Origin of the sequence: Segetibacter aerophilus, assembly GCF_007991655.1 — a bacterium.
GTDB lineage: Bacteria > Bacteroidota > Bacteroidia > Chitinophagales > Chitinophagaceae > Segetibacter > Segetibacter aerophilus.
On record NZ_BJYT01000001.1, the window covers coordinates 389,987 to 411,137 of the forward strand.

At 40.3% G+C, this 21,151-nt stretch carries 21 protein-coding genes; 11 read left to right on the top strand and 10 right to left on the bottom strand.

Features of this window, described 5'->3' with window-relative positions; all coding sequences use genetic code 11:
* Positions 1 to 45: 45 nt before the first annotated feature.
* Positions 46 to 1,617 carry a glycoside hydrolase family 43 protein gene (locus SAE01_RS01600; protein WP_147201779.1) on the top strand — a complete coding sequence of 524 codons (1,572 nt, stop codon included), beginning with the start codon at positions 46 to 48 and terminating at the stop codon, positions 1,615 to 1,617.
* A 91-nt stretch (positions 1,618 to 1,708) separates the two neighbouring features.
* Here SAE01_RS01600 and SAE01_RS01605 read toward each other — a convergent pair whose 3' ends face one another.
* Positions 1,709 to 3,016: an alkaline phosphatase family protein gene (locus SAE01_RS01605; RefSeq protein ID WP_147201780.1), complete on the bottom strand. Its 1,308-nt coding sequence runs from the start codon at positions 3,014 to 3,016 to the stop codon at positions 1,709 to 1,711.
* Positions 3,017 to 3,260: 244 nt separating this feature from the next.
* On the opposite strand from SAE01_RS01605, the gene SAE01_RS01610 reads away from it, so the two are divergent.
* The 5 genes from SAE01_RS01610 to SAE01_RS01630 all read left to right on the top strand — a co-directional run bounded on the left by SAE01_RS01610 (position 3,261) and on the right by SAE01_RS01630 (position 6,491).
* Complete coding sequence (locus tag SAE01_RS01610; protein WP_246113130.1) at positions 3,261 to 3,788, top strand: VOC family protein; 528 nt, start codon at positions 3,261 to 3,263, stop codon at positions 3,786 to 3,788.
* Between the two features lie 42 nt (positions 3,789 to 3,830).
* Positions 3,831 to 4,133: an RNA polymerase alpha subunit C-terminal domain-containing protein gene (locus SAE01_RS01615; RefSeq protein WP_147201781.1), complete on the top strand. Its 303-nt coding sequence runs from the start codon at positions 3,831 to 3,833 to the stop codon at positions 4,131 to 4,133.
* Positions 4,134 to 4,527: 394 nt separating this feature from the next.
* The gene (locus tag SAE01_RS01620; RefSeq protein ID WP_147201782.1) at positions 4,528 to 5,172 is read left to right on the top strand and encodes a TetR/AcrR family transcriptional regulator; all 645 of its coding nucleotides are present in this window, start codon (positions 4,528 to 4,530) and stop codon (positions 5,170 to 5,172) included.
* 89 nt (positions 5,173 to 5,261) lie between these two features.
* On the top strand, positions 5,262 to 5,645 hold the full coding sequence (locus tag SAE01_RS01625; RefSeq protein ID WP_147201783.1) for a hypothetical protein: 384 nt from the start codon (positions 5,262 to 5,264) through the stop codon (positions 5,643 to 5,645).
* 312 nt (positions 5,646 to 5,957) lie between these two features.
* Complete coding sequence (locus tag SAE01_RS01630) at positions 5,958 to 6,491, top strand: hypothetical protein (RefSeq protein ID WP_147201784.1); 534 nt, start codon at positions 5,958 to 5,960, stop codon at positions 6,489 to 6,491.
* 250 nt (positions 6,492 to 6,741) lie between these two features.
* On the opposite strand, the gene SAE01_RS01635 is transcribed toward SAE01_RS01630, so the two are convergent.
* From SAE01_RS01635 to SAE01_RS01645, 3 genes are all read right to left on the bottom strand, one after another.
* Positions 6,742 to 7,275 carry a DUF2911 domain-containing protein gene (locus SAE01_RS01635; RefSeq protein WP_147201785.1) on the bottom strand — a complete coding sequence of 178 codons (534 nt, stop codon included), beginning with the start codon at positions 7,273 to 7,275 and terminating at the stop codon, positions 6,742 to 6,744.
* Positions 7,276 to 7,366: 91 nt separating this feature from the next.
* Positions 7,367 to 7,804, bottom strand: coding sequence for an SRPBCC domain-containing protein (locus SAE01_RS01640; protein ID WP_147201786.1), 438 nt, complete (start codon positions 7,802 to 7,804; stop codon positions 7,367 to 7,369).
* A gap of 58 nt (positions 7,805 to 7,862) precedes the next feature.
* Positions 7,863 to 8,552, bottom strand: coding sequence for a DinB family protein (locus SAE01_RS01645; RefSeq protein ID WP_147201787.1), 690 nt, complete (start codon positions 8,550 to 8,552; stop codon positions 7,863 to 7,865).
* Between the two features lie 418 nt (positions 8,553 to 8,970).
* Between SAE01_RS01645 and SAE01_RS01650 the strand changes: the two genes are divergently transcribed.
* Positions 8,971 to 9,957 carry a GlxA family transcriptional regulator gene (locus SAE01_RS01650; protein WP_147201788.1) on the top strand — a complete coding sequence of 329 codons (987 nt, stop codon included), beginning with the start codon at positions 8,971 to 8,973 and terminating at the stop codon, positions 9,955 to 9,957.
* A gap of 231 nt (positions 9,958 to 10,188) precedes the next feature.
* Here the strand turns inward: SAE01_RS01650 and SAE01_RS01655 are convergent, their stop codons facing one another.
* Entirely contained in the window at positions 10,189 to 11,106 is a 918-nt protein-coding gene (locus SAE01_RS01655; protein WP_147201789.1) for a hypothetical protein, read from the bottom strand.
* Positions 11,107 to 11,223: 117 nt separating this feature from the next.
* Here SAE01_RS01655 and SAE01_RS01660 point away from each other — a divergent pair, with 117 nt between their 5' ends.
* Positions 11,224 to 11,589 (top strand): hypothetical protein, encoded by a 366-nt coding sequence (locus tag SAE01_RS01660; protein WP_147201790.1) that lies wholly within the window; start codon positions 11,224 to 11,226, stop codon positions 11,587 to 11,589.
* Between the two features lie 24 nt (positions 11,590 to 11,613).
* Positions 11,614 to 12,072: an FKBP-type peptidyl-prolyl cis-trans isomerase gene (locus SAE01_RS01665; RefSeq protein WP_147201791.1), complete on the top strand. Its 459-nt coding sequence runs from the start codon at positions 11,614 to 11,616 to the stop codon at positions 12,070 to 12,072.
* Between the two features lie 73 nt (positions 12,073 to 12,145).
* On the opposite strand, the gene nagB is transcribed toward SAE01_RS01665, so the two are convergent.
* The 5 genes from nagB to SAE01_RS01690 all read right to left on the bottom strand — a co-directional run bounded on the left by nagB (position 12,146) and on the right by SAE01_RS01690 (position 19,064).
* A complete protein-coding gene (gene nagB, locus SAE01_RS01670) occupies positions 12,146 to 14,071 on the bottom strand; it encodes a glucosamine-6-phosphate deaminase (protein ID WP_147201792.1) in 1,926 nt (641 codons plus the stop codon).
* A gap of 226 nt (positions 14,072 to 14,297) precedes the next feature.
* Positions 14,298 to 16,100: a M61 family metallopeptidase gene (locus tag SAE01_RS01675; protein ID WP_147201793.1), complete on the bottom strand. Its 1,803-nt coding sequence runs from the start codon at positions 16,098 to 16,100 to the stop codon at positions 14,298 to 14,300.
* Positions 16,101 to 16,307: 207 nt separating this feature from the next.
* Positions 16,308 to 17,210, bottom strand: coding sequence for a mechanosensitive ion channel family protein (locus tag SAE01_RS01680; RefSeq protein WP_147201794.1), 903 nt, complete (start codon positions 17,208 to 17,210; stop codon positions 16,308 to 16,310).
* Positions 17,211 to 17,280: 70 nt separating this feature from the next.
* Entirely contained in the window at positions 17,281 to 18,078 is a 798-nt protein-coding gene (locus tag SAE01_RS01685) for a DsbA family oxidoreductase (protein WP_147201795.1), read from the bottom strand.
* The gene (locus SAE01_RS01690; RefSeq protein ID WP_147201796.1) at positions 18,078 to 19,064 is read right to left on the bottom strand and encodes a manganese catalase family protein; all 987 of its coding nucleotides are present in this window, start codon (positions 19,062 to 19,064) and stop codon (positions 18,078 to 18,080) included. Before SAE01_RS01690 ends, SAE01_RS01685 begins: the two co-directional genes overlap by 1 nt.
* A 205-nt stretch (positions 19,065 to 19,269) precedes the next feature.
* Here SAE01_RS01690 and SAE01_RS01695 point away from each other — a divergent pair, with 205 nt between their 5' ends.
* Positions 19,270 to 20,469: an MFS transporter gene (locus SAE01_RS01695; protein ID WP_246113131.1), complete on the top strand. Its 1,200-nt coding sequence runs from the start codon at positions 19,270 to 19,272 to the stop codon at positions 20,467 to 20,469.
* 386 nt (positions 20,470 to 20,855) lie between these two features.
* Positions 20,856 to 21,113: a hypothetical protein gene (locus SAE01_RS01700; RefSeq protein ID WP_147201797.1), complete on the top strand. Its 258-nt coding sequence runs from the start codon at positions 20,856 to 20,858 to the stop codon at positions 21,111 to 21,113.
* Positions 21,114 to 21,151 lie beyond the last annotated feature (38 nt).

A 21,151-nucleotide genomic window follows, 5' to 3' on the forward strand; every position in this document is an offset into this window, starting at 1 on the left:
ATTTTCAAGAAAAAAGGCATTAGAAACACAAGCCACAAAAAAGGAATGATAAGAAAATTAATCTTCGTCTTCGCAGTATTCTTTGTGCAAGCTTTAGATGCTCAGCAAAATCTAGCACGTAACCCGATCCTCTATGCTGACGTTCCTGACATGTCGATGGTGCGTGTTGGCGATACTTATTACATGAGCAGTACCACAATGCATATGAGCCCCGGTTTGCCCATCATGAAATCGAACGACTTGGTAAACTGGAAGTTGGTAAGCTATGCTTATGATACGTTGGTTAGTAATGATGAAATGAACCTTAATAACGGTAAGTCCACTTATGGAAGAGGCTCATGGGCTAGCAGTTTACGCTATCATAATGGCACCTATTATGTTTCCACGTTTGCAGCAACAAGTGGTAAAACACATATTTATTCAACAAAAGATATCGAAAAAGGTCCCTGGAAGGCTCAGTCGTTTAAACCATCTTATCATGACCATTCCTTGTTTTTCGATGATGATGGTAAAGTGTACCTAATATGGGGCGCTGGTAAATTGAGTATCGTTGAATTAAAGGATGATTTCTCTGGCGTAAAAACTGGGACGGAACAAGTGCTGATTGAGAATGCAAGTGCGCCATCAGGCAACGGAGGTCTGGCCGCAGAAGGCTCGCAATTATTTAAGGTAAATGGAAAATATTATCTCTTTAATATCACCTGGCCAAGAGGAGGGATGCGTACTGTTGTTATCCATCGTGCTGATAAAATTACCGGTCCCTGGGAGGGGAGAATTGGGCTTCAGGATTTGGGTGTAGCACAAGGTGGTTTGATTAACACGCCTAAGGGTGAATGGTATGCCTACCTGTTTCGTGATAATGGTGCTGTTGGTCGTATTCCTTATCTAGTTCCAGTGAAATGGGAAGACGGATGGCCTGTATTGGGAGTGAATGGAAAAGTGCCTGAAACACTTGATCTTCCTGCAAACAAGTCCTTGATACCAGGCATTATCGCATCTGACGAATTCACCCTAAAAAAAGGCCAAACTACACTACCCCAAGTTTGGCAGTGGAACCATAATCCGGATAACAGGCTTTGGTCACTTTCACAACGAAAAGGTTTTCTCCGACTCACAACCGGAAGACTTGATACCTCTTTTCTACTAGCAAGAAATACTCTAACGCAACGGACTATTGGACCTGTTTGTTCCGGTTCTACCATGCTCGACATATCAAATATGAAAGATGGTGATTTCGCAGGCTTGTGTTTGTTGCAAAAAAATTATGGGCTTGTTGGGGTAAGAGTGGAGGGAGATAAAAAATCAGTTGTTATGATCAATGCAACTGCTGGAAAGCCCATAGAAGCAGCGGTTGTCCCGTTCATCGAAAAGGCCATTTATTTCAAAGCCGAATGTGACTTCACTAATAAAAAAGATGTTGCGGACTTCTTCTACAGCTTCGACGGAAAAGATTGGAAAACGATAGGCACCCAGTTAAAGATGTCGTATACACTCCCTCACTTTATGGGTTACCGTTTTGGCCTGTTTAACTACGCCACCAAAAACACTGGCGGTTTTGCCGATTTTGATTTCTTTCGTATCAGTGACCAGATTATCAATAAAAGTCCAGGTTTATAATAGACCGCTTGAGACTTTTAAGTGTAACCCTATTCCAATTTAAAGGAGTAAGATATTATCGACTCTGTTGTACTGCTATTTGCCTTGCAGTTTAATCTCTTATCAATAAACCCGCTGGTATTTTGCTTTCAGCAGAAGGAAAGGAGAAACCCAATAATTTAGAAACAGCCGGTGCTATATCCCTTACATTCATAACCGGTATCACACCGCCTTTTTTTATGCCAGGACCGAACGCCACAAAACCTGTTTGTATTTCATGAAAATCAGGGAAATAACCGTGAGCACCACCTTTACCTCGCTTTGTTGCATCACCGGTAGCCGCATTGCCAAATGAGGCTCCGTTTTCACCTGTTAAAGCTAAAGCCACTTCAGGATTTGCCCCTGCTGCATCTAACTGCCTACGGTCGATAATCTTAAATAATTTTTTCTCTTCTTCCGGTAATTTTGAAAGCATTTCCTTTACCTGGTCGAGCGTTTTCGAATCGTTTTTATCTTTCAGATACAAGTATGCAGAACCGCCTACTGTATAGAACTGAGCTTTCCAGTCATCTTTTTTAATATCGGTCAAAAGGCCTGCCTTCGCGAGCCAAACATTCGGACTTACATTTGTTTTTACATCCACAAACCCATGGTCTCCTGTCACGATCAAAACCGTATTGTTCCAGATGCCCTCCTCTTTTAAAGCGTTTATAACAATCCCAACAGCCTGGTCTGCGTCTTTAACGGCTGCCTTCAACACATCCCCTTCACGTCCTTCCTGGTGTTCTATGTGGTCCACCCAAAAAAAGTGAATCGTCATCAGGTTCGGTTTATCTTTCTTAATCACATACGCTGCTATTTTAGCTACATTTTCATCTTTTCCCCATTCAACTTTTTCGGCACCATTAAACACTTCCTTTTTTATTGTATTTACAAAGCCTTCAGGTTTGCTGTATTGTTCGCGAACTCCTTCTCCCATACTGCCGATGTCAGGAATGTTATACGAAACGGGTGCGTCAGCAGAAACAGGCCAGAACAGTGCTGTAGCTTTCAAGCCCTTGGCCTGTGCCGCTCCCCACAGAGTGGGCGTCTTTATTTGACTTGTATTCCAGTATATCTTCCCGGTTGAACCAGTAGGTTCAAACATGTTGTTGTAATAGATACTATGTTTTACCGGTTGAACCCCTGTTACAATGGTGGTATGCGAAGGATACGTCATTGATGGAAAAACACTATTCATGCCTTTAGTATGGGCACCATCTTTCATCAAACCACGAATATTTGGCGCATCCCACTTTTCATCGAGGTAAAAATCCGGGCGGAAGCCATCGATGGTTATCAGGATAACATGTTTCACCTGCTGCGAACGCAACTGCAAAACAAGAAAGGAAACAAGAAATAAAAGAGAAGCCTTTTTCATTGTTGTTGGGTTATAGATTATGTTTTATACAAATGGCAGAAAGACAATTTAGTACTTTAATCCATTACCTAAAAAAGCTGATGGTGTGTTCTGCGGAACGCTTAAATATTTTTTGGGATAAGAGTAAAAAATGCGTCTTGAAGATACTTCATAAATTTACTTTGGGTTCGTCGATCTAGTAAATACTTTAATAGTTGCAGTAAACGTAAATATCAATACCTTATAAGCCTTAATCATAATCAAAATGAAAATAAGAATATTATTAAGTCTCGCATTTGTGGTGACATTTGGACTTGGTTTCGCGTTCAAGTCGTTCATGACAAAAGAAGACCCAGAACAGCCTTCCATAAGAAAAGCAACGGGTATCGGAGGGATCTTCTTTAAGTGTAAGGATCCTAAAAAAATGAGAGAATGGTATCAAACTCATCTTGGTTTAAGCACCAATCAATACGGGGCTGTTTTTGAGTGGAGGCAAGGTGAAGACACTACAAAAAAAGGTTTCAGCCAATGGAGCCCGTTTTCTGAAAAAACGAAATACTTCGAACCTTCAACAAAAGACTTTATGATCAACTATAGAGTGGAAAATTTGGAAGGGCTCGTTGAACAGCTTAGAAAAGACAGTGTATTAGTAGTGGATAAAATTGAAACGGTTGAGTACGGAAAGTTTGTTCATGTGATGGATATAGAAGGTAACAAGATCGAACTATGGGAGCCAAATGATTTAGAATTTGAAAAGCTCGGTAAAAAAATAGGCGCCAGGACTACCAAATAACTTAGGATAAGATTAAGGCTAAGCCGCTTTGAAAACAAAAAAATGGCATCTTCAAAGAAACTATTAAGAACTTGTCCCACAGGACACAAATATTATAAAAGTAGCGATTGCCCTAGCTGCCCGGTTTGTGAAGAGGAACGCAAGCCCGAAGAGAGTTTTCTTTCTCTACTTGTAGCACCCGCAAGACGAGCACTAGAAAATAAAGGGATAACAACGTTGCAGCAGCTTTGCAAATTCACCGAAAAAGAAATCTTACAGCTACATGGAATGGGACCAAGCACAATTCCAAAATTGAAAAAAGTTTTAAGCGAAAATGGATTAGACTTTAAAACGAAAAAATCATGAAAATGTCTGGCTGTTTGAATACAAACTTTTACAGCTGCCCTAGGTCGGACCTTAAATCAACGGAGCTTCCTTTAGGCTAAATACAATTATTGCATGAAAAACATTTATACTAAAGCATGTACAAATTGTTCCTGCACTACTCGTCATTTTACTGATTGCATTGCTTGTATTTGTTTTTAAAAAAACTTCTTTCTTCTTGTGTTCCCTGGCAGTTACATCTTAACGGCTTATCAATTGTTCTCTATCGTTGAGCAACTTTTATTAACTACGCCAGACATTCTTCTCCGTTAAATCTCTTTAATCACAAGAAAGAAAATTTTGACATTAAAATATTTTCCTCTTTCTTTGGGGCCTTGGAAAATATTTTTTATAAATTATTTTCCAGACAGAGCAGATGAAGCAACAGATTTTACAGACATCACTTAACCAGTTCTTGAAATATGGCATTCGTAAAATGTCTATTCAAAAGCTGGTTGAGCCGTTAGGTATATCAACAAAAACAGTTTACAAGTACTTCAAAAACAAGGAGGACCTATTAGAAGAAGCGCTGCATCTTTATTATGCTCAGCAATACCAGCTGTTAGAGAATTATGCTGCTGCCCAAAACCCGGCTCACCTTCTTTTTGATGTATGGTTTACAGCGATAGAACAATCTAGTAATGTCAACACTGTTTTTTTTCGGGACTTGCATTACTACTATCCCGATCTGGAAAAAAAAATAGAAGTAATTATCGGTAAAAAATTCGACAAACAATTCATCGGAATAATAGGGAAGGGGATACAGGAAGATATTTTTAGAGGCGACGTAGAACCGCAAATTGCGATGGAAGGGGTTTATGTTTTATACAATGCGATTGCTAAGAATGAACAATTTAAAGTTAAGGGGCATTCTACCCTTGATATATTATCAAACACCATTGGATTAACTATCAGGGGTATGTGCACAGCAAAAGGGTTGGAAGATCTAGATAGTCATATCCAAAGCGTTATAGAGTCAGGAGGCGTCAAGGTATTCCAGGAAACAATGGTGTTGTCATAATCGAATAACCGTCCAGCCTTATGTATTAGCTATATTTTATTTAATTAGAAATTTTCAATTTTTAAACATTCAGAAATACAAACAAGATCATGAAAAAGTTAAGTGCATTATTCGCAGGTTTATTTTTCCTACTTCTATCATTTAATGCTAAGGCACAAACACCAGCTGCAAAAGATTATTACGCTGGCAAATGGGATATAGTATTAGAGGGATTACCTCAGGGAGATCCCAGGATGATTGTAAGTCTCGAACGTAAAGATGGTAAGCTAACAGGTTCTATTATGGACTCTACAAAAAAAGAAATTGCGAAGATTAGTAAAGTAGAAGAAACAGATAAATCAGTGACAGTTTACTTTACTGCCCAAGAGTACGACGTCAACCTTCAGATAAATAAGAAAGATGAAGACAACGTAACAGTAAGTCTCCTTGGAATGTTTGAGGGGAAAGGTGTGCGTGTTAAGGAAACAAAATAAGCGAGCCATAAGGTATTGCAATAAGAAAGGTCTTTGCTCCCTGATGCTTTGCAAAAATCTCTTTCAACATTAAGTCCACTGAATCTCAGTGGACTTTTATTTTGCCTTGAAGTACTGCGTGAGATCAAGAGCTACTTACTTGCACATGTATACTAAAGTGCCACACGAAAAGATTCTACATCAGTAGAATTATTAGGTAGCCGTGTAGCGCCAATACTTAGAAAATAAGAAATTGCATTCGTGATCTAAAAGCCGTTCAACAACCGGTCGACAGGTTCAATCAATTCAATAATAAAATAGTGGGTGATGAGAATGAAAGACAATGCAGCAAGCACAAGAAGAAATTTTCGGTGGTACATGAGGTATCTGCACAATAAAGTCGGGTTTTTTATTGTTGGCCTTGTAATCATTTACGGCTTGACGGGTCTTTTACAAACCTATCGATATACTAACTTACTGAAGCATGATGTGGTTCATGAAAAGCAACTGGAAACCGGTTTAGCAGCCTCTGGTATAGGTGCGGGTTTAAGGATGCCAAACTTTAAGGTTGATAGGATAGAGGGAAAGATCATGTATTTCAAAGATGGCTCTTACAATGTTGAGACGGGAATGGCAAAATATGTTACCAAAGAATGGTACTCCTGGTTAATTCCTTTTGTGCAACTACATACAACGTCAACGGAAACCCGCGTACATTATTTCACTGTACTCTTTGGCGTTGCCTTGCTTTTTATGTCAGTCTCCGCTTTTTGGATGTTTAAGCCCGGAACAAAACCTTTTAGTTCAGGTGTTTGGCTAACTGTTGCTGGCATAATAGCATCAATCATTTTGTTGCTTATGAAATGAAGGTGGTTAGCGTAAAACTTTAAGAAGAGCTTTAAATGTTTTTGAGGCAAAAAAAGGATTAGTCTAAAATGCGTCTTTACCTCTACTTTGTTGCAACGTAATTATCAACTTGCTTAAAGCTTCCTTCCGTACCGTAAAATTTATTACTAAAGTTTACGAACCCATGTCTGTTATGACTATAAATAAAAAATATCCTTTAATCTTCTTAAAGGATATTCTTCGTGTTATTCTTATTATTTAAAATACCTGTCTATTTTATTGAAACAGGCACTTCGAGTTTCTCCCACTTTAAAACAATGCCCTTGCCGTTTACCTGGTACAACAAACTTTCTTCCATAGAAGAAGTTACCTGGGGTTTAACGTTCACAACTAATACGTCTTTATCTGCTTTGCGGGTAGTTTCTCCTGACCTCTCTATTCCCCATTGCCCCGTTTGAGAGTTGAAGATAAACTGCCATTCTTTTTCACCTGGCAGTGCGTACAAGCTGTATTTTCCTGCAGCAAGTTTTTTTCCTTCGACCATTACATCTTTGTCAGTTTCAAATATTGTTGCCTCATTAGCACCTGCGCGCCAGACTTTGCCGTAGGGTACGAGTCCGCCCCAAATGTTTCTTCCTTTAACTGCGGGGCTGCTGTAGGTGATTGTTATGTTTGCTTCACCAATTTTACCTGTTGCTGTCATCTTTGGACTTTGCCTCGCTCCGCCCTGCGCGTTCGAGCTTAAAAATCCAGCTGTAAGAAGAAATGCGGTAAGCAATAAGCAGGGAAATAATTTTAGTTTCATAATCATTTTTATTTAATGATTAAATATAACAGCTTTTACCAAAACTTTCTAGCTAGAGCTTTTATTTATAAGAGCGACAACTTTGCGGCATTTAACCTGGAGTTCCTTTTCCTTCGACTAATAGCGGCAACAAACTTCCTTTGATATAACGGTCCCACGCTTTAGTGCAATTATTAAAACATTCAATTTCGGGCACGAGGCCGATGTGCCTAAAGTCAATCCTGGTTTTGTCGTTCTCACGGGAAATTTCAAAACTAATTTTAGTGTTCGTCCATTCCTGCTTGTCTTTAATAAAATTGAGCTTGCTATCAGTTACCAGCCACACAACTTTTTCGCCGGGAACCACTTCAACTAACTTTTGTTTTGAGTAGTGAACGTCGCCGAACCGAACGGTGAATTCATCGCCCGTTTTTTGCGAGCTGCCTTCCAGGTTTTTAGTCCACCATTCCGTTACATTGTTGATACATTCAAAGGCTTCATGAGCAGTAGCATCAACGGTTATGCTTGTATGAAAATCTTGTTCTTGCATAATTTTATTTTTTGAAAGGTGAACCTATTTATAGTGATTAATAGATACCTCGTAGTCCTTATCGCTTTGGGAAAGATGGATTTGCTTTTACCTCTTCGATCTGTTGTGTATGCCTGTTGCTATGACCGGCAATTAATAAAATAAGTTGATAAGCATCGTAGGTGCCAATGGGTAACGCGGATATATGCGCCCGCAAGTCTTCGTTGCTCGTTTTTACAAAAGCTACCAGTTTCTCTCGGTTCTCTTTGAATGACGCGACTGCTTCAGCAGCAGTTTTGTAAGGAGCATTCGCCGGCTCCAGTGCCTCAAAAGTTTTTGATTTGTGCGCTCTGTCTTTTACCGCACCCACCAGTTGTTCGTCTGTCATTTTAACCTCTGCTCTTTTTTCACTGTTAGCCGGCTGCTTTAGCGACTCTGTTACCATTGCCCAAAGATTTGTTTCCGCTACCGCAATGTGCTCTAAGCATTCTTCAATGCTCCATTTTTCCGGCGCAGGTTTAAATTTCAACTGCGCTTCACTCAAATTTTTCACTGCGTCAAAAACACCTTGCTCGGTCTCGTTTAAAAACTTTGTCGCGTAGTTCCTTTCCTGCTGTGTTAATCTGCCTTTTTCAACTTCGGAAACCGCTGTGGCATTTGCTGTTGTCATGGTTATAATTTTTAGTTGTCTTGCAGTTTTTTGCTGAGCATGGCTTGCATGAGAGGCAAGGCTTAGCGCTGCTACAAATAAGGAGGTTACTCTTCTCATAATTGATTATCGATTTTTAGGAAAACGGTGTTTTTTTGTCCATACTGTAATGCTACTATCATCATCGATGTGTCACTCACTTTTACTACCTGTTCTTTTTTCAGCTAGCTCTATTCGGAGAGCGCAATTAAAAAACGAGGCACTGTTTCCAGGGATTGAAATTCTTTGTCAGACAAAACTATTGTCTAAATGTTTCTTTGCCGGGGTGTTAAATGGACTTTCTAACGGGTTGATTTGGACAAAGGTTGTATCTATCTTTGTAGGACCGGAGGCTAGAATAATCGCTGTGGTAAAAGTTGCCTGACGTTATGCAGATGAAGTGATTGCGACGCAACAATGACTCCACGGAGCTGTAGGGCTGGAAAACAAATATTCAACATATTACAAAGAGTGCCCCGAAACGTTCAAAACAATTCTAATGAAACATCTTACCATAGTAGTCCCCGACGGAGAAGGCAACAACCTAAGCAGCATAGTAGGAGCTTACAAAATATTTTCAAGGGCTAATTCGTATCGAAAGGAATCGGGCAAAAGAGAATTGTTTACAATTGAACTGGCAGGTATTTCAGAGCAAGTGGAATATTATGATGGCCTGTTTTCCGTGAAGCCTCATAGAAATATTTCAGAGATAAATAAGACAGACCTGGTTATTATTCCTTCTTTAAACCATAACTATGAGCAAGCCGTAAAGGAAAATCAATTGCTGATTGACTGGATTGAAAAACAATATAAACACGGCGCTGAAATCGCAAGTATATGTACCGGTGCATTCATGCTGGCAGCAGCAGGTTTGGTTGACGGAAAAAGTTGTTCTACACATTGGGCCGTCGCTGAAAGTTTTAGAAGCATGTTTCCAAAAGTGAATTTGCAAACTGATAAATTAATTACCGACGAAAATGGAATTTATACGAATGGGGGCGCTTACTCTTTCCTGAATCTAATCATCTACTTAGTCGAAAAATATTATGACAGGCAAACGGCAATCTTTTGTTCCAAGGTTTTCCAAATTGAAATGGACAGGCAAAGCCAGTCGACATTTATAATATTTAAAGGGCAAAAATTGCATGGGGATGAAATGGTGAAAGATGCGCAGGCGTACATTGAAAGTAAGCTGCATGAAAAAATATCTGTAGAAGATTTATCAGCAAAATTTTCGGTAGGCAGGAGAAATTTTGATAGAAGGTTTATTAAGGCTACAGGAAATACACCTGGTGAATATTCGCAAAGGGTAAAAATTGAATCAGCTAAAAAAGCATTTGAAACGAGTCGCAAAACGGTTAACGAAGTAATGTACGAAGTTGGGTATTCGGATGTGAAAGCGTTTCGCGAAGTATTTAGAAAGATAACAGGAATGTCGCCCTTAGACTATAGAAGCAAATACAATAAGGAGGCGATGGCAGGATAGAGGAGTAGACGATTTCAGCTTATGTCTGTTAATTGGATGACCTTGTCATCTAAAAAAGTAAAGACTGATTTTCCTTTTAGATGTAATTCTTGAACGCCTTTCAGTCCGTTAAGAAAGTCCATGTCGAATTTGTTGTAGGCCTCATGTAGTTCTTGATTGTACTTTCTCTGCCTCCATGTAAAACTTCTTTTAGACTTTTTACAAATTCGTTGGTAGAAAGGTGCGTTCTGTCTATTGTTTTTCAATCATTACTCTTGATCCAAGAAAAATGCTGAGGGAGTCTTTTACACGGGTCGAATCAGAAGGTCTTATTCTTACGGGTAAGAACAACCGGTACCGCACTACATCTCCAATATGTGTAGTATCGTATTTACTGTTGTGGTTGTAGGAATGCAATTGAACCGTTCTTCTATGAGCCCTTTCTTTTGAGGTAGTTATTTCAAAAATCATTTTATAGTTAGCAGAATCGGTGGCAGAAGTTGCGTTATTAATACCTGAAGCGGTAGGTGTATTTGATGAAGAGATTGCTGTTGTGATGGGTGTTGAAGTGTCAATTCCTGTCTGTGGTATTGTATCAATGGATCCCTGCTGCTGCTCGTTGTTGTTTGACACTTGCCTTTTTGAGAGCAGGTTCGATACTCCCCAACCGATACCTCCTAATGCTGCCAGTGCCGCTATTACGATAAGTATAACAGCAACTACTCTTCCTGCATTTGATTGAGATCGCACCGGGTAATTGTGATCAGCATTTTCTCTTTTAGGATTTAGTTCTTCTTTTACCGGTAAAAAATTACCTGGTGTAAATTCAAACGTACCCTGGTTATTTTTGCTGAGTGTGCCTACGCCTTCAATTGTATAGGGCTTACCTAAATTAATAAACTGCCTGATGTTGGATAAATAAGACTCAAGGTCGGAGCGGATTAAAGGCTGTATTTTATGAAGCTTTCTTACCAAATAAGTAATTACATCTTCATCTGTTTCGCACTTTGGATTATAAGTAAATGAAAGTCCTTCTATCGGGTAATAAATCTCTTTTTCCAGCTCACTCGGTACGCTCACTTTGCTATCTAAAGTGAAAGTTCCTATTCCTTCAAGCCTCAATGTTTTGTTTTCATAGAGAAATGCGGCCAGTTGGTCATCAAATTTCACTAGTATTAATTTAGGGTTTGCAAACTTAATAATTTTGGAAAGGAAAGCCTGATCCTTTCCAAAAGACGGCATTTAAAAGCACCTGCAATGTACCTTTTTTGATGTTACCTTTACCGCATGCTCACTGAAGAGGAAGAAAAATTTTTAAGCTATTGGGAAAAGAACCGGGAAAAAGATAAGAGCCCTTTAAAGCATTTATGGATTGGGTTACCCCTGGCTCTTTTAATATGCATTGGCGTAATCCTCAATTATATTTCGGGATGGTATACGAGGGCAATGATGGTTGCGAATGGTCGCTCCACTCCGCTGGTATTAATTTTTGCTTTCATTCTTATCATCGTTTTCTGTACCGTCTTTTTCAAACAACACCGGTGGGAAATGAATGAGCAGCGATACACGGAATTGTCTTACAAGAAGAAATCCCAAAATTCTTCGACGACTATGCAGCAAGACGATCAAATAAACAGTCAAGTAAGCAACTAAGAAAGTATTTAATCAAAAGATTTAATGAAGAAGTTACTGTTGACTGTTTGGATTACTGCTTTGTTTTTTTCCGGCTGTACAAAAAAAGAAGGATGTATGCCCGTATCTCCGCAATCTGAAGAATTGCAAATAACAAGCTATGCAAGCACAAATGGAATGGATGTAGTAAAGCATGGTACAGGCATGTATTATCAAATTCTCGATGGTGGTATGGGTGTAACGCCCACAGCAAATTCTACTGTAACTGCTACTTATACTGGAAAGCTTCTCAACGGCACTGTCTTCGATTCTCGAACCGCAAGCTTCCCGTTGTCAGGAGTGATCGAAGGATGGCAAATTGGAATCCCTCTAATTAAAAAAGGCGGTAAAATTAAACTCATCATTCCCTCGTCTTATGCGTATGGTTGCAATGGCAGTCCGGGAGCAAATATTCCTCCTAACGCTGTTTTGTTTTTTGATATTAATCTTGTAGACGTTAAGTGATAAAATACTTATAAACACAAATAGCGAAGGACCTCCTTCGCTATTTGTGTTTATATTATCTAATAAACTTTTTCTAATAATGCCATCTTACAAAAGCTTCCATGGCAGAGTATTGGGTCATGCCCAACTGGGCGTATAAGTTTGCGGTGTTTTTGTTTCGTTCTTCAGCTCGTTGCCAAAATTCGCGGCTGTCACTTCCCTGAAATGGCACCATGTCTTTTTGGGATTGATGAATAAAAATGCCAAACCTTTTCTTCATCAACTGATCGGGACTCATTGGGATCGCCATTTCAATTTCAGAAATCCCCCATTCCTGCCAGGCGCCTTTGTACAACCAGATCCAACAATCACTAACCCACTCTTCACCTTTTTCCTTTAGTCGACGCATACTTTCAAATATTATGTCGAGGCAAACTTTATGTGTGCCATGAGGATCGGCAAGATCTCCAGCACAAAATACCTGGTGCGGCTTTATTTTCTGTAAGAGTGCAATTGTTATTTGCACATCTTCTTCAGCCATCGGCTTTTTTTCTATTGTGCCTGTCTCATAAAAAGGGAGGTTGAGAAAGTGCGCCCGGTCATCAGTAAGACCTGCATATCGACACGTAGCTTTTGCTTCACATCTCCTGATCAAACCTTTAATTGCCCTGATCTCGGGAGTATCTCTTTCATTTTTCCTTTTATGTGCCAAAAACATTTGTGCTGAAGACAATAACTCTTTGCTGGTCTTGTTGTCGATGCCAAACATATCTTCGAAGCCCACGGCGAAGTCGAGAAAGCGAGTTACAAACTCATCCGTCACTGCAATGTTTCCACTGGTTTGATAGCCCACGTGCACCTCGTGACCCTGATCCACCAGGCGCATAAATGTGCCGCCCATGCTGATAATGTCATCATCAGGATGGGGAGAAAAAATAAGGCAACGCTTGGGCTGAATATCACTTCTTTCCGGGTGCCCGGGAATTACTGAGTTTGGCTTACCACCTGGCCACCCAGTGATAGTGTCGCGAAGCATATAAAATACCTGTAGGTTTATTTCATAAGCATCGCCTTTTTCTACCAGCAAATCGCCAAGGCCGTTTTCGTTATAGTCGTGGCTGGTGAGACTTAGCACCGGTTTTTTCGTTTTAAGAGCAAGGTTGACTACAGCTTTTTTAATGCTTGCTGGTGTCCATTCTATTTCACCAGTAAGCCATGGAGATTTGAATCTTGTCAGTTCTGTAGCAGCAGTTTCATCGATCACGAAAGTGCAGTCGTTGTGCTGTTGCAGAAAACTTGCCGGCACATGTTCAGTCACATCCCCTTCGACGGTTTGAGCAATTATCGGTGCTTTCATTCCCCAGGCCATAAGAAATATTTTCTTTGCCTTTAGGATTGTGCTTAGTCCCATCGTGATAGCAAGCCGTGGCACCTGTGAGATGTTTTGAAAATCTCTTGCATTTGCTATCCGCGTACTGTTATCAAGTGTAATTAATCTTGTTCTTGAAAAAATACTTGATCCTGGCTCATTAAAACCTATGTGACCGTTATTACCAATACCCAATATTTGTACATCAATTCCACCTTTTGAATCTATTAGTTGTTCGTATGCCTGGCAGTGCTTTTTTATTTCTTCTTTAGGCAATTCTCCGTCAGGTATAAAGATGTTTGAGTGATCAATGTCTATGTGATCAAACAACTGCCGATGCATGAAGCTGAAGTAGCTTTGAAATGCCTCTTTCTCTATGGGGTAGTATTCATCGAGGTTAAAGGTTATGACGTTTTTAAAGCTTAAACCCTCTTCCCGGTGAAGACGTACCAATTCTTTGTAGAGGCTGATAGGAGTAGAACCTGTAGCAAGCCCGATGACTATTGACTTTCCGTTTTGTTGAGATTCCCTGATTTTTTCTGCGATCTCGTACGCTACATATGCAGAACCTTCTTTGGGGGTTGAAAAAATCTTAACCGGTATCTTCTCAAAGCTATCTGTCAGATCGACGTTCAATCTTGGATTGGGCATGCAAGGTTAGTTTTAATGGTAATAGTTGTAATCGTTATGTGGGCGAAAGGGAAGCACGAATGTATAAAAAAATAGAGACGAAAACCGGGACGAATAACAAATGAACATGCTATACATTAGAAAATTATTAGAAGCACGAGTAGATCATAAAAAATCTACAGGTACAAGAGTGTGACACAACGATGATTCAAAAAGAAACAAAAGGCGGGTCAACATTACACTTCAGTTAGCTGCCTTTCATCCATCGAGTACTTAGCTGTTCTTGCTTATCGCTGGTACCCTTAGCGATTTTTTCAATTTTTATCCATGGATCTTCTGTAAGTGTAATAGTCGTTTTAATCGGATTATTGCGGTGCAGGTAGGTTAGGACTATTTTATCACCAATTTTGTGTTTGGCGATAATTTCATTAACAGTGGTTATTCCTTTCAATCTTTTTCCATCGACGTCAACTAGAATGTCATCCACATCTAAACCTGCGTTGTACAAAGGAGTATTTCGGATAGTATTTCTCGAAATGGTTAAACCGTTTTCTGTACTATCAAAATTTACCCGGCCAAGGGAAGCTTTGCCCGCATTTGCAGGGTTAATAGAATAACCGGCAGCAGCAAACAATTTTTTATAATCAATCGCTTCATGACCATAGACATACTTTTTAAAAAAGTCATTTGCGTAACTGACGTTGGTAACTGCAGCAAGCGCATTTTGAACATCAGGTATGGTATAAGGAACTTCAGTTTTGCCATGCTTCTTCCAAAGTTCCTTCATCACATCGTCCTGCGATTTATTGAAGCGGTTGCGGAGTTCGAGGTCAAGCGCTAATGCAATTGCACCGCCGTATGAATAGTAGGAGGTGAACATGTTAGGATAATTGGTGCGATCTATTGAGACACCGGCATCTACAAAAACAGCTCGCTGGCTATTTTCAATGGGGGTATATAACTGACCACCTGGAGTATTGGTTTTTGCGTTTACCAAACCACTCATGTTGCTAATGAAATCCGAGTCGTGCATCACTCCAGCGCGTACTTGTAAAAGGCTTCCATAATACTGCGTAAACCCTTCTGCCACCCATAGCGCCCCACTCATATTGCTTTTTTCGAAGTTGAAAGGTTCAAGACTTTTAGGCCTGATACGCTCCACGTTCCAGCAATGAAAGAATTCATGTGCGAAGACACCTAACAGGTCGTCACTTCCATCGAAATCCGCAGGGATAGTTATCATTGTAGAGTTGCGATGCTCCATCCCGTCGCCATGCACAAAGGGATTGATGCTGGCAATAAAAGTATACGTCCCATAATCATACGCAGGTAATTCTCCGAATACGTTTTTTGCAGCAATTACAATTTGCTTCACTTTTTCAGTGAAACTATCAATAGATGCTTCAGTTCCTTCGGCCTCAAGCGCAAGTCTAAATTTATAGGGCTTATTATCGGTGTTGGTTACCGTCCACTCGCGCCAGTGCAGGTTGCCAACCTTCGTTGGAGCATCCATAAAATATTGAAGATTTGGCGCAGTAAAAGTCAGCGGATCAGATGTTGATTTTAGCTGCGTCGCAATTTTCCAACTCGCTACCGGTACTGCAAACTGTATGGTTATTGGTGCCGCTTCAAGTCCTTTGACCCACATAAAAGATGCAGGCATATTTAGGTGATATCCCGAAATGTCTATACTTGCATAAGTACCATCAGCATAGTTGCCAAACAGGGTATAGGTAAGCTTTACGGTTCCTTTGTGGCCAGTTACCCTATACACGTCCGCGTCGTCTTTATCTACCTTCAGAGGTTTGCCCGCTGCACTGTACGCCATCACGTTGTACACGTTTTTCCCAAACTCATGTTTCGCATAACGGCCCGGGGAGGAGCGACTCATTCTGAAAATTGCAGAAGACCCCGTAAGTCCGTCGGCCACTATAGTGATCTCTGCCTCATGGTGTACTGCGTTAGGAGCGGAGAACTGGTAGCGGAGGTGTTGAGAAATAGCGGACAATGAAATAAAACAGCATAGAAACCAGCAAAATAATTTTCTCATTATTATTTTAATAAGCGCGAAAATTACTGCTTTTGACTGATTTGTTATTTGGGCTTTTTATGGTACCGGCAATTTTGCTTCGATCGAACATCGTTGCGTCGCATTTCGTTCATCTGTAGTTTCTCCTTTCAACTTTTTTCAAAGTTTGTAGGAACAACCACGCTGAGGTAGCTACTAAAAACCTATTAGCCAGCAAAATGACAGGAGTTATAATTCCTTTCCACCCTTCGATTGCTTCAATGCATCAGCCAAATTTTCTCCTCCTTTTATGGCAAAATCCAATGTTCTTATCGGGTATGGAATACTTATGCCATTTTCATCGAAAGCTTTTTTTATCAGCATGATCGCTTCGCTTGTTCCCTGCCAAAAAATGGGTTGTTCTGTTGAATTGATCCAAACCTGTAAAGTGAAGTTGATAGAGCTTTCTGCAAACTCAGTGTAAAAGAGCGTGGCCGGCGTTTCCGGATCAAGCACGGTCATATTTTTTACTGCCTGTAACGCCACCTGTTTTACTTTATCCAGGTTATCTCCGTAAGAAACTCCTACAGTAAGATCGATCCTTCTTTTACCGGAGCGTGTAAAATTTTCAAGGCTGTTTTGAAAGATTTCTTTATTCGGTACGATCACCAGCTGACCCTGAAATGTTTGTATGATCGTATCTCTCATATTGATGGTAATTACTTTACCCATGATGTCCTTGGACTTTACAAGGTCACCAATTACCAGCGGTCTTCTGATAGATAGTAAAATGCCGGCCATAAAGTTCGCCGCGATATCCTGGAAGGCAAAGGCAAGGGCAATACCGGCGATACCTGCACCGGCTAAAATGGAGGTGACTGCCTTATCAAGATGTAAAACGCTTAAGGCAACAAAAAGGGTTATACCGATTACAACAATATAAACAAAAGACGAAAACAGGTTTGTAATTGTATCATGTTGGGTAAACCTGTGGAAGATCTTTTGAGCCAGTTTCCTGATAAGCTTTGCTACGTAAAATCCCAATACGATTAATAAGGAGGCAATAATAATATTGGGTAAAAGTCTTACAAGCTCGCGTAGCCAGATGAGCAGCTTTGTTTCTATTAGGTGATATGCTTTGTTAATATCCATACAACTATTTTGTCTATCTCCTTTTGCGTTGGCGGGTATCGGCTAACTAGTTCTTGTTGAACAAATAGTTTTATTGTATTTCCTCTATTTCCCTTTTTGTCAAATTGCCCCAAAAATGCTTGTAACCTTCCACGTCAATTTTTTCAACTGTAGATTGCATGGTAGGAGCTACTTGTTTAAGTGCCTCTAATAATACCGGGTAAGGCCGATAGCCCGTAAGCATGATCGCAGACTTGCCGCTAGTTCGTATAATTAAGGTTGGGGTGCGGGTTATATTCCGGTTTTGCGATTCCCGCCAGTCGGGACGAAATGCTTCAAGGCCGTTATCATTAGTCAAATTATTGGCGAACTTGTCGAGATCGATACTGCCCCGGAAGTTATTTGAAAGAGTTTTTGCAACCTGCAGCAGAACATCTTGTTTTGCTATGTTCTGACCTTGTAGCATTACCGCTTCCCTCAACAGTCTCAAATATTTAACGGCTGCATCTTGCGATTGCAGTTCTACAGCTTTAACTGCAATGCATGCAGGATAAGAAGATGCAGGCGGGTCTTCAACCCAAATTCTACTATTCATCGGCATGCCTGAAGTCTCGCTTGCTTCCATCCAGACGGGTCCCATTTGCTGCGGCCTGGTGACAGAATAAACAGAATCAGAATAGTTTTTCCAACTTGGCAAAAGACCAGTCATCACGTTCCTAAAAACTATTTGATTCCGAAACTGATATTGCAATTTGCGCCACTGCGGCTCAAAAGCCCAACTCCAACAACAAAGCGGATCAGTGTAAAAAATTATTTCTACACGATCCGCTTTGTTTTCTTCACCCTGCACTATGTTTCTTACCTCTTGTTCTTGTTGTTGTAAATTCATCAAATTTCTAAGTTCGCTTTTTCCATACTAACACCAAGGTCATCTTCGCCCAAAGGTTTGTTCCATTGTTGTGGACCGATAGGGGCAGCAGTATTGACAATTTCGCTGCGCATTTTGCCCAGGTCAATCTCCAGCTGGTTGTTTTGATCTACAGTGCTGCTGGCACCCACGGGAGACTGATCGAGCAGGCTATTTGTTTGCAGTACATGCTTTATCGGGTCTTCAATATATTGCCATGTTTCACCTAATTGCGTGCTTTCTCCCTGGTTCCATGGACCGCGAATAGCATTGCCGCTTGACATGTTGAAGTATAGGTTGCTGTATCTTGGATCAGCTTGCAAAACTCCCATTGGAAAGTTTGGTTTAATAGTCGCCAAAGCAGCCTCGAACATTTGGTAGTGCGCTACTTCTCTTGTCATAAGGAAGCGTAAAGTTTCTTGCACGTAGGGATCGTCAGTAAACTGCAGCAGGTATTCGTACACCATTTTTGCACGCGTTTCGGCTGCAATGTCCGAGCGCAAATCAGAGGTTAGATCACCTTGCGCATCACCATTGATATATGCAGCAGTCCATGGAACGCCCTGGCTGTTTGTATATGCCGGTCCGCCGCCTGTTGCTACAAAAAATTGAGGTGCTACCATCGCCTGGTGAATCATATTTTCTTTAGCAGCCTTGCCATCAAGCAACTGCATAATCTCTGAAGTCTCTGCTGCTTTTTTCAAATCTCCATTTACACCCGTTAATAGCATTTGTATAGTTGCGCCCACTATTTCGAGGTGACTAAACTCTTCAGTAGCAATATCCATTAGTAAATCATATTTGTCAGGATAAGGATTCTTAGCTCCAAAAGCCTGGACAAAATATCGTAGTGCGGCAGCAAGTTCTCCGTTCGCTCCACCAAATTGTTCTAATAGCAATGTAGCAAACGCAGGATCGGGTTTCGAGACCCTAGCATTGAATTGTAAATCTTTTACGTGGTAAAACATAAGAATAAAATTTATAGTATAAAAGTTCAAGAGTCAGCAAAACCATGCCATTGCATAGGTTAGAGATTTGGGGAAAGGTTTCCTTTGTAGAGGAATGTAACCCAACGTTCGTCCGACAAAAATTCTAAGAATTGAGCCATTTTTTGCGGTCAATATGCATTGCATTAATGTTGCATCCATTTATTTTCACAAAACTTAGGCGATAATGCAAGAGACAAAAGAAAAAGCTGGATTAACTAGTTTGCATTTATGGGTAATGACAATTGCAACGGGCTTAGTTGTAGCCAATATTTATTATAATCAGCCTTTGCTAGCCGACATTTCGAAAGACTTTAATGTTTCAGAAGCAGAAGGTGGAATACTAGCCATGCTTACACAAGTTGGGTACGCAGCAGGAATGCTTTTCTGCGTACCGTTAGGAGATATGCTTAAAAGAAAGCAATTAATAATGGCAGTTTTTGTGATTGATATTATCGCGCTTTTGTTAGCAGCCTGGTCGCCTACAATACACATTTTAATGTTGGCTAGTTTTTTAATTGGGGCGTTTTCTATCATTCCCCAATTAATTATCCCAATGGCCGCTCATCTTTCGTTGCCGGAACGGAGAGGCAAGACGATCGGTTTTGTTATGAGTGGATTATTAATAGGTATTTTGTTATCACGTACCGTAAGCGGCTATGTCGGTGCACACCTCGGATGGAGAGCAATGTTTTGGATTGCTGCTGGTTTGATGGTTATTCTGGCAGCAAGTCTTTACTTCCTATTGCCAGAAGTTTACCCCGAATACAAAGGAAACTATAAGCAGTTGATGACATCTTTAATTTCAATCACGAAAGAAGAGCCAATACTTAGAATTGCTGCAATACGGGGGGCGTTGTGTTTTGCAGGTTTCGCCGGCTTTTGGAGTACATTAGCATTTCTGCTACGTCAACCACAGTTTAATGCAGGAAGTGAGGTTGCCGGTGCATTTGGTTTAGTGGGTGCATTTGGAGCGTTGGCCGCATCACAAATGGGCAAATTTAGTGATCGGGGAAACGGGCATCAACTGATCGCTATCAGTATCGGAATCGTGATCGTTTCATTTATAATTTTTGGTTTTTCAGGTAGTAGTATAGCGGGGTTGATAATCGGTGTCATTCTAATGGATATGGGGGTACAAGGTGCACATATCTCCAACCAGGCTGCTATTTTTTCAATTCGACCAGAAGCGCGAAACCGAATGAATACAGTGTATATGGTTACTTATTTTATTGGCGGTGCCCTCGGTACATTGCTTGCAACACAAGCATGGGAAATCTATCACTGGAAAGGTGTTGTCGCCATGGGCTTAGTAGTATCAGTTATAGCACTGTTAATTCATTGGTATTATAGACCTGCAGTTGTGGTAAGCGAACCCGTTGTTTAAACCTTTTTACTGCTTAAAAGTCAGAAGAGATAATCCTACTGATCAACTAGTTTTTAAATATCCTATCAGCCCCCCCCCACCAATATCTACGAATGCTAATTGTCTGCGTACTGTTTTAAACACTACGCAGATTTTTTTTGCAACCCATCGTCTCTTTCAAGCTTTTAATCTTTTCAACAGGCATTTACAATAAAGCCATTTTTGTTGCCGTCGTTAATTTCGATAATGGAATGGCATATAATCTGTGGCACTATTTATTCATGAAATAAAAAAATTAAAAAGGCAAGTAATGAAGTTGGGTATTCAATGAATGGGAGAGTAGTTCCTTTCAAACTTTATTAACTTCCTTTGTAGTCTTTAATTGTTAATCACAAAAAATACTTTTTATGTTGGTAGAAAATAATGCAATCGATGCGACTGAAGAATTTGTAGCCGATGAAAGGTTTGCTTCCGCAGAATCAATAGAACCCGAAACAGATCCAAAGCAGAAACCTGAAGTTGAGCCAGAGCAGTTACCTAAAGAAGATCCCGGACAAGCAGATCCAGATACAGAAGAAGATGACGACGATGATGAAGATCCTTTTACAGAAACAGAAATTGGTGACGATCCCGATGAAATAGAAAAGAAGACGACCATCTTTTAAAGCGGAAAAAATAATTTGTAAACTTTTACAAGATGGTT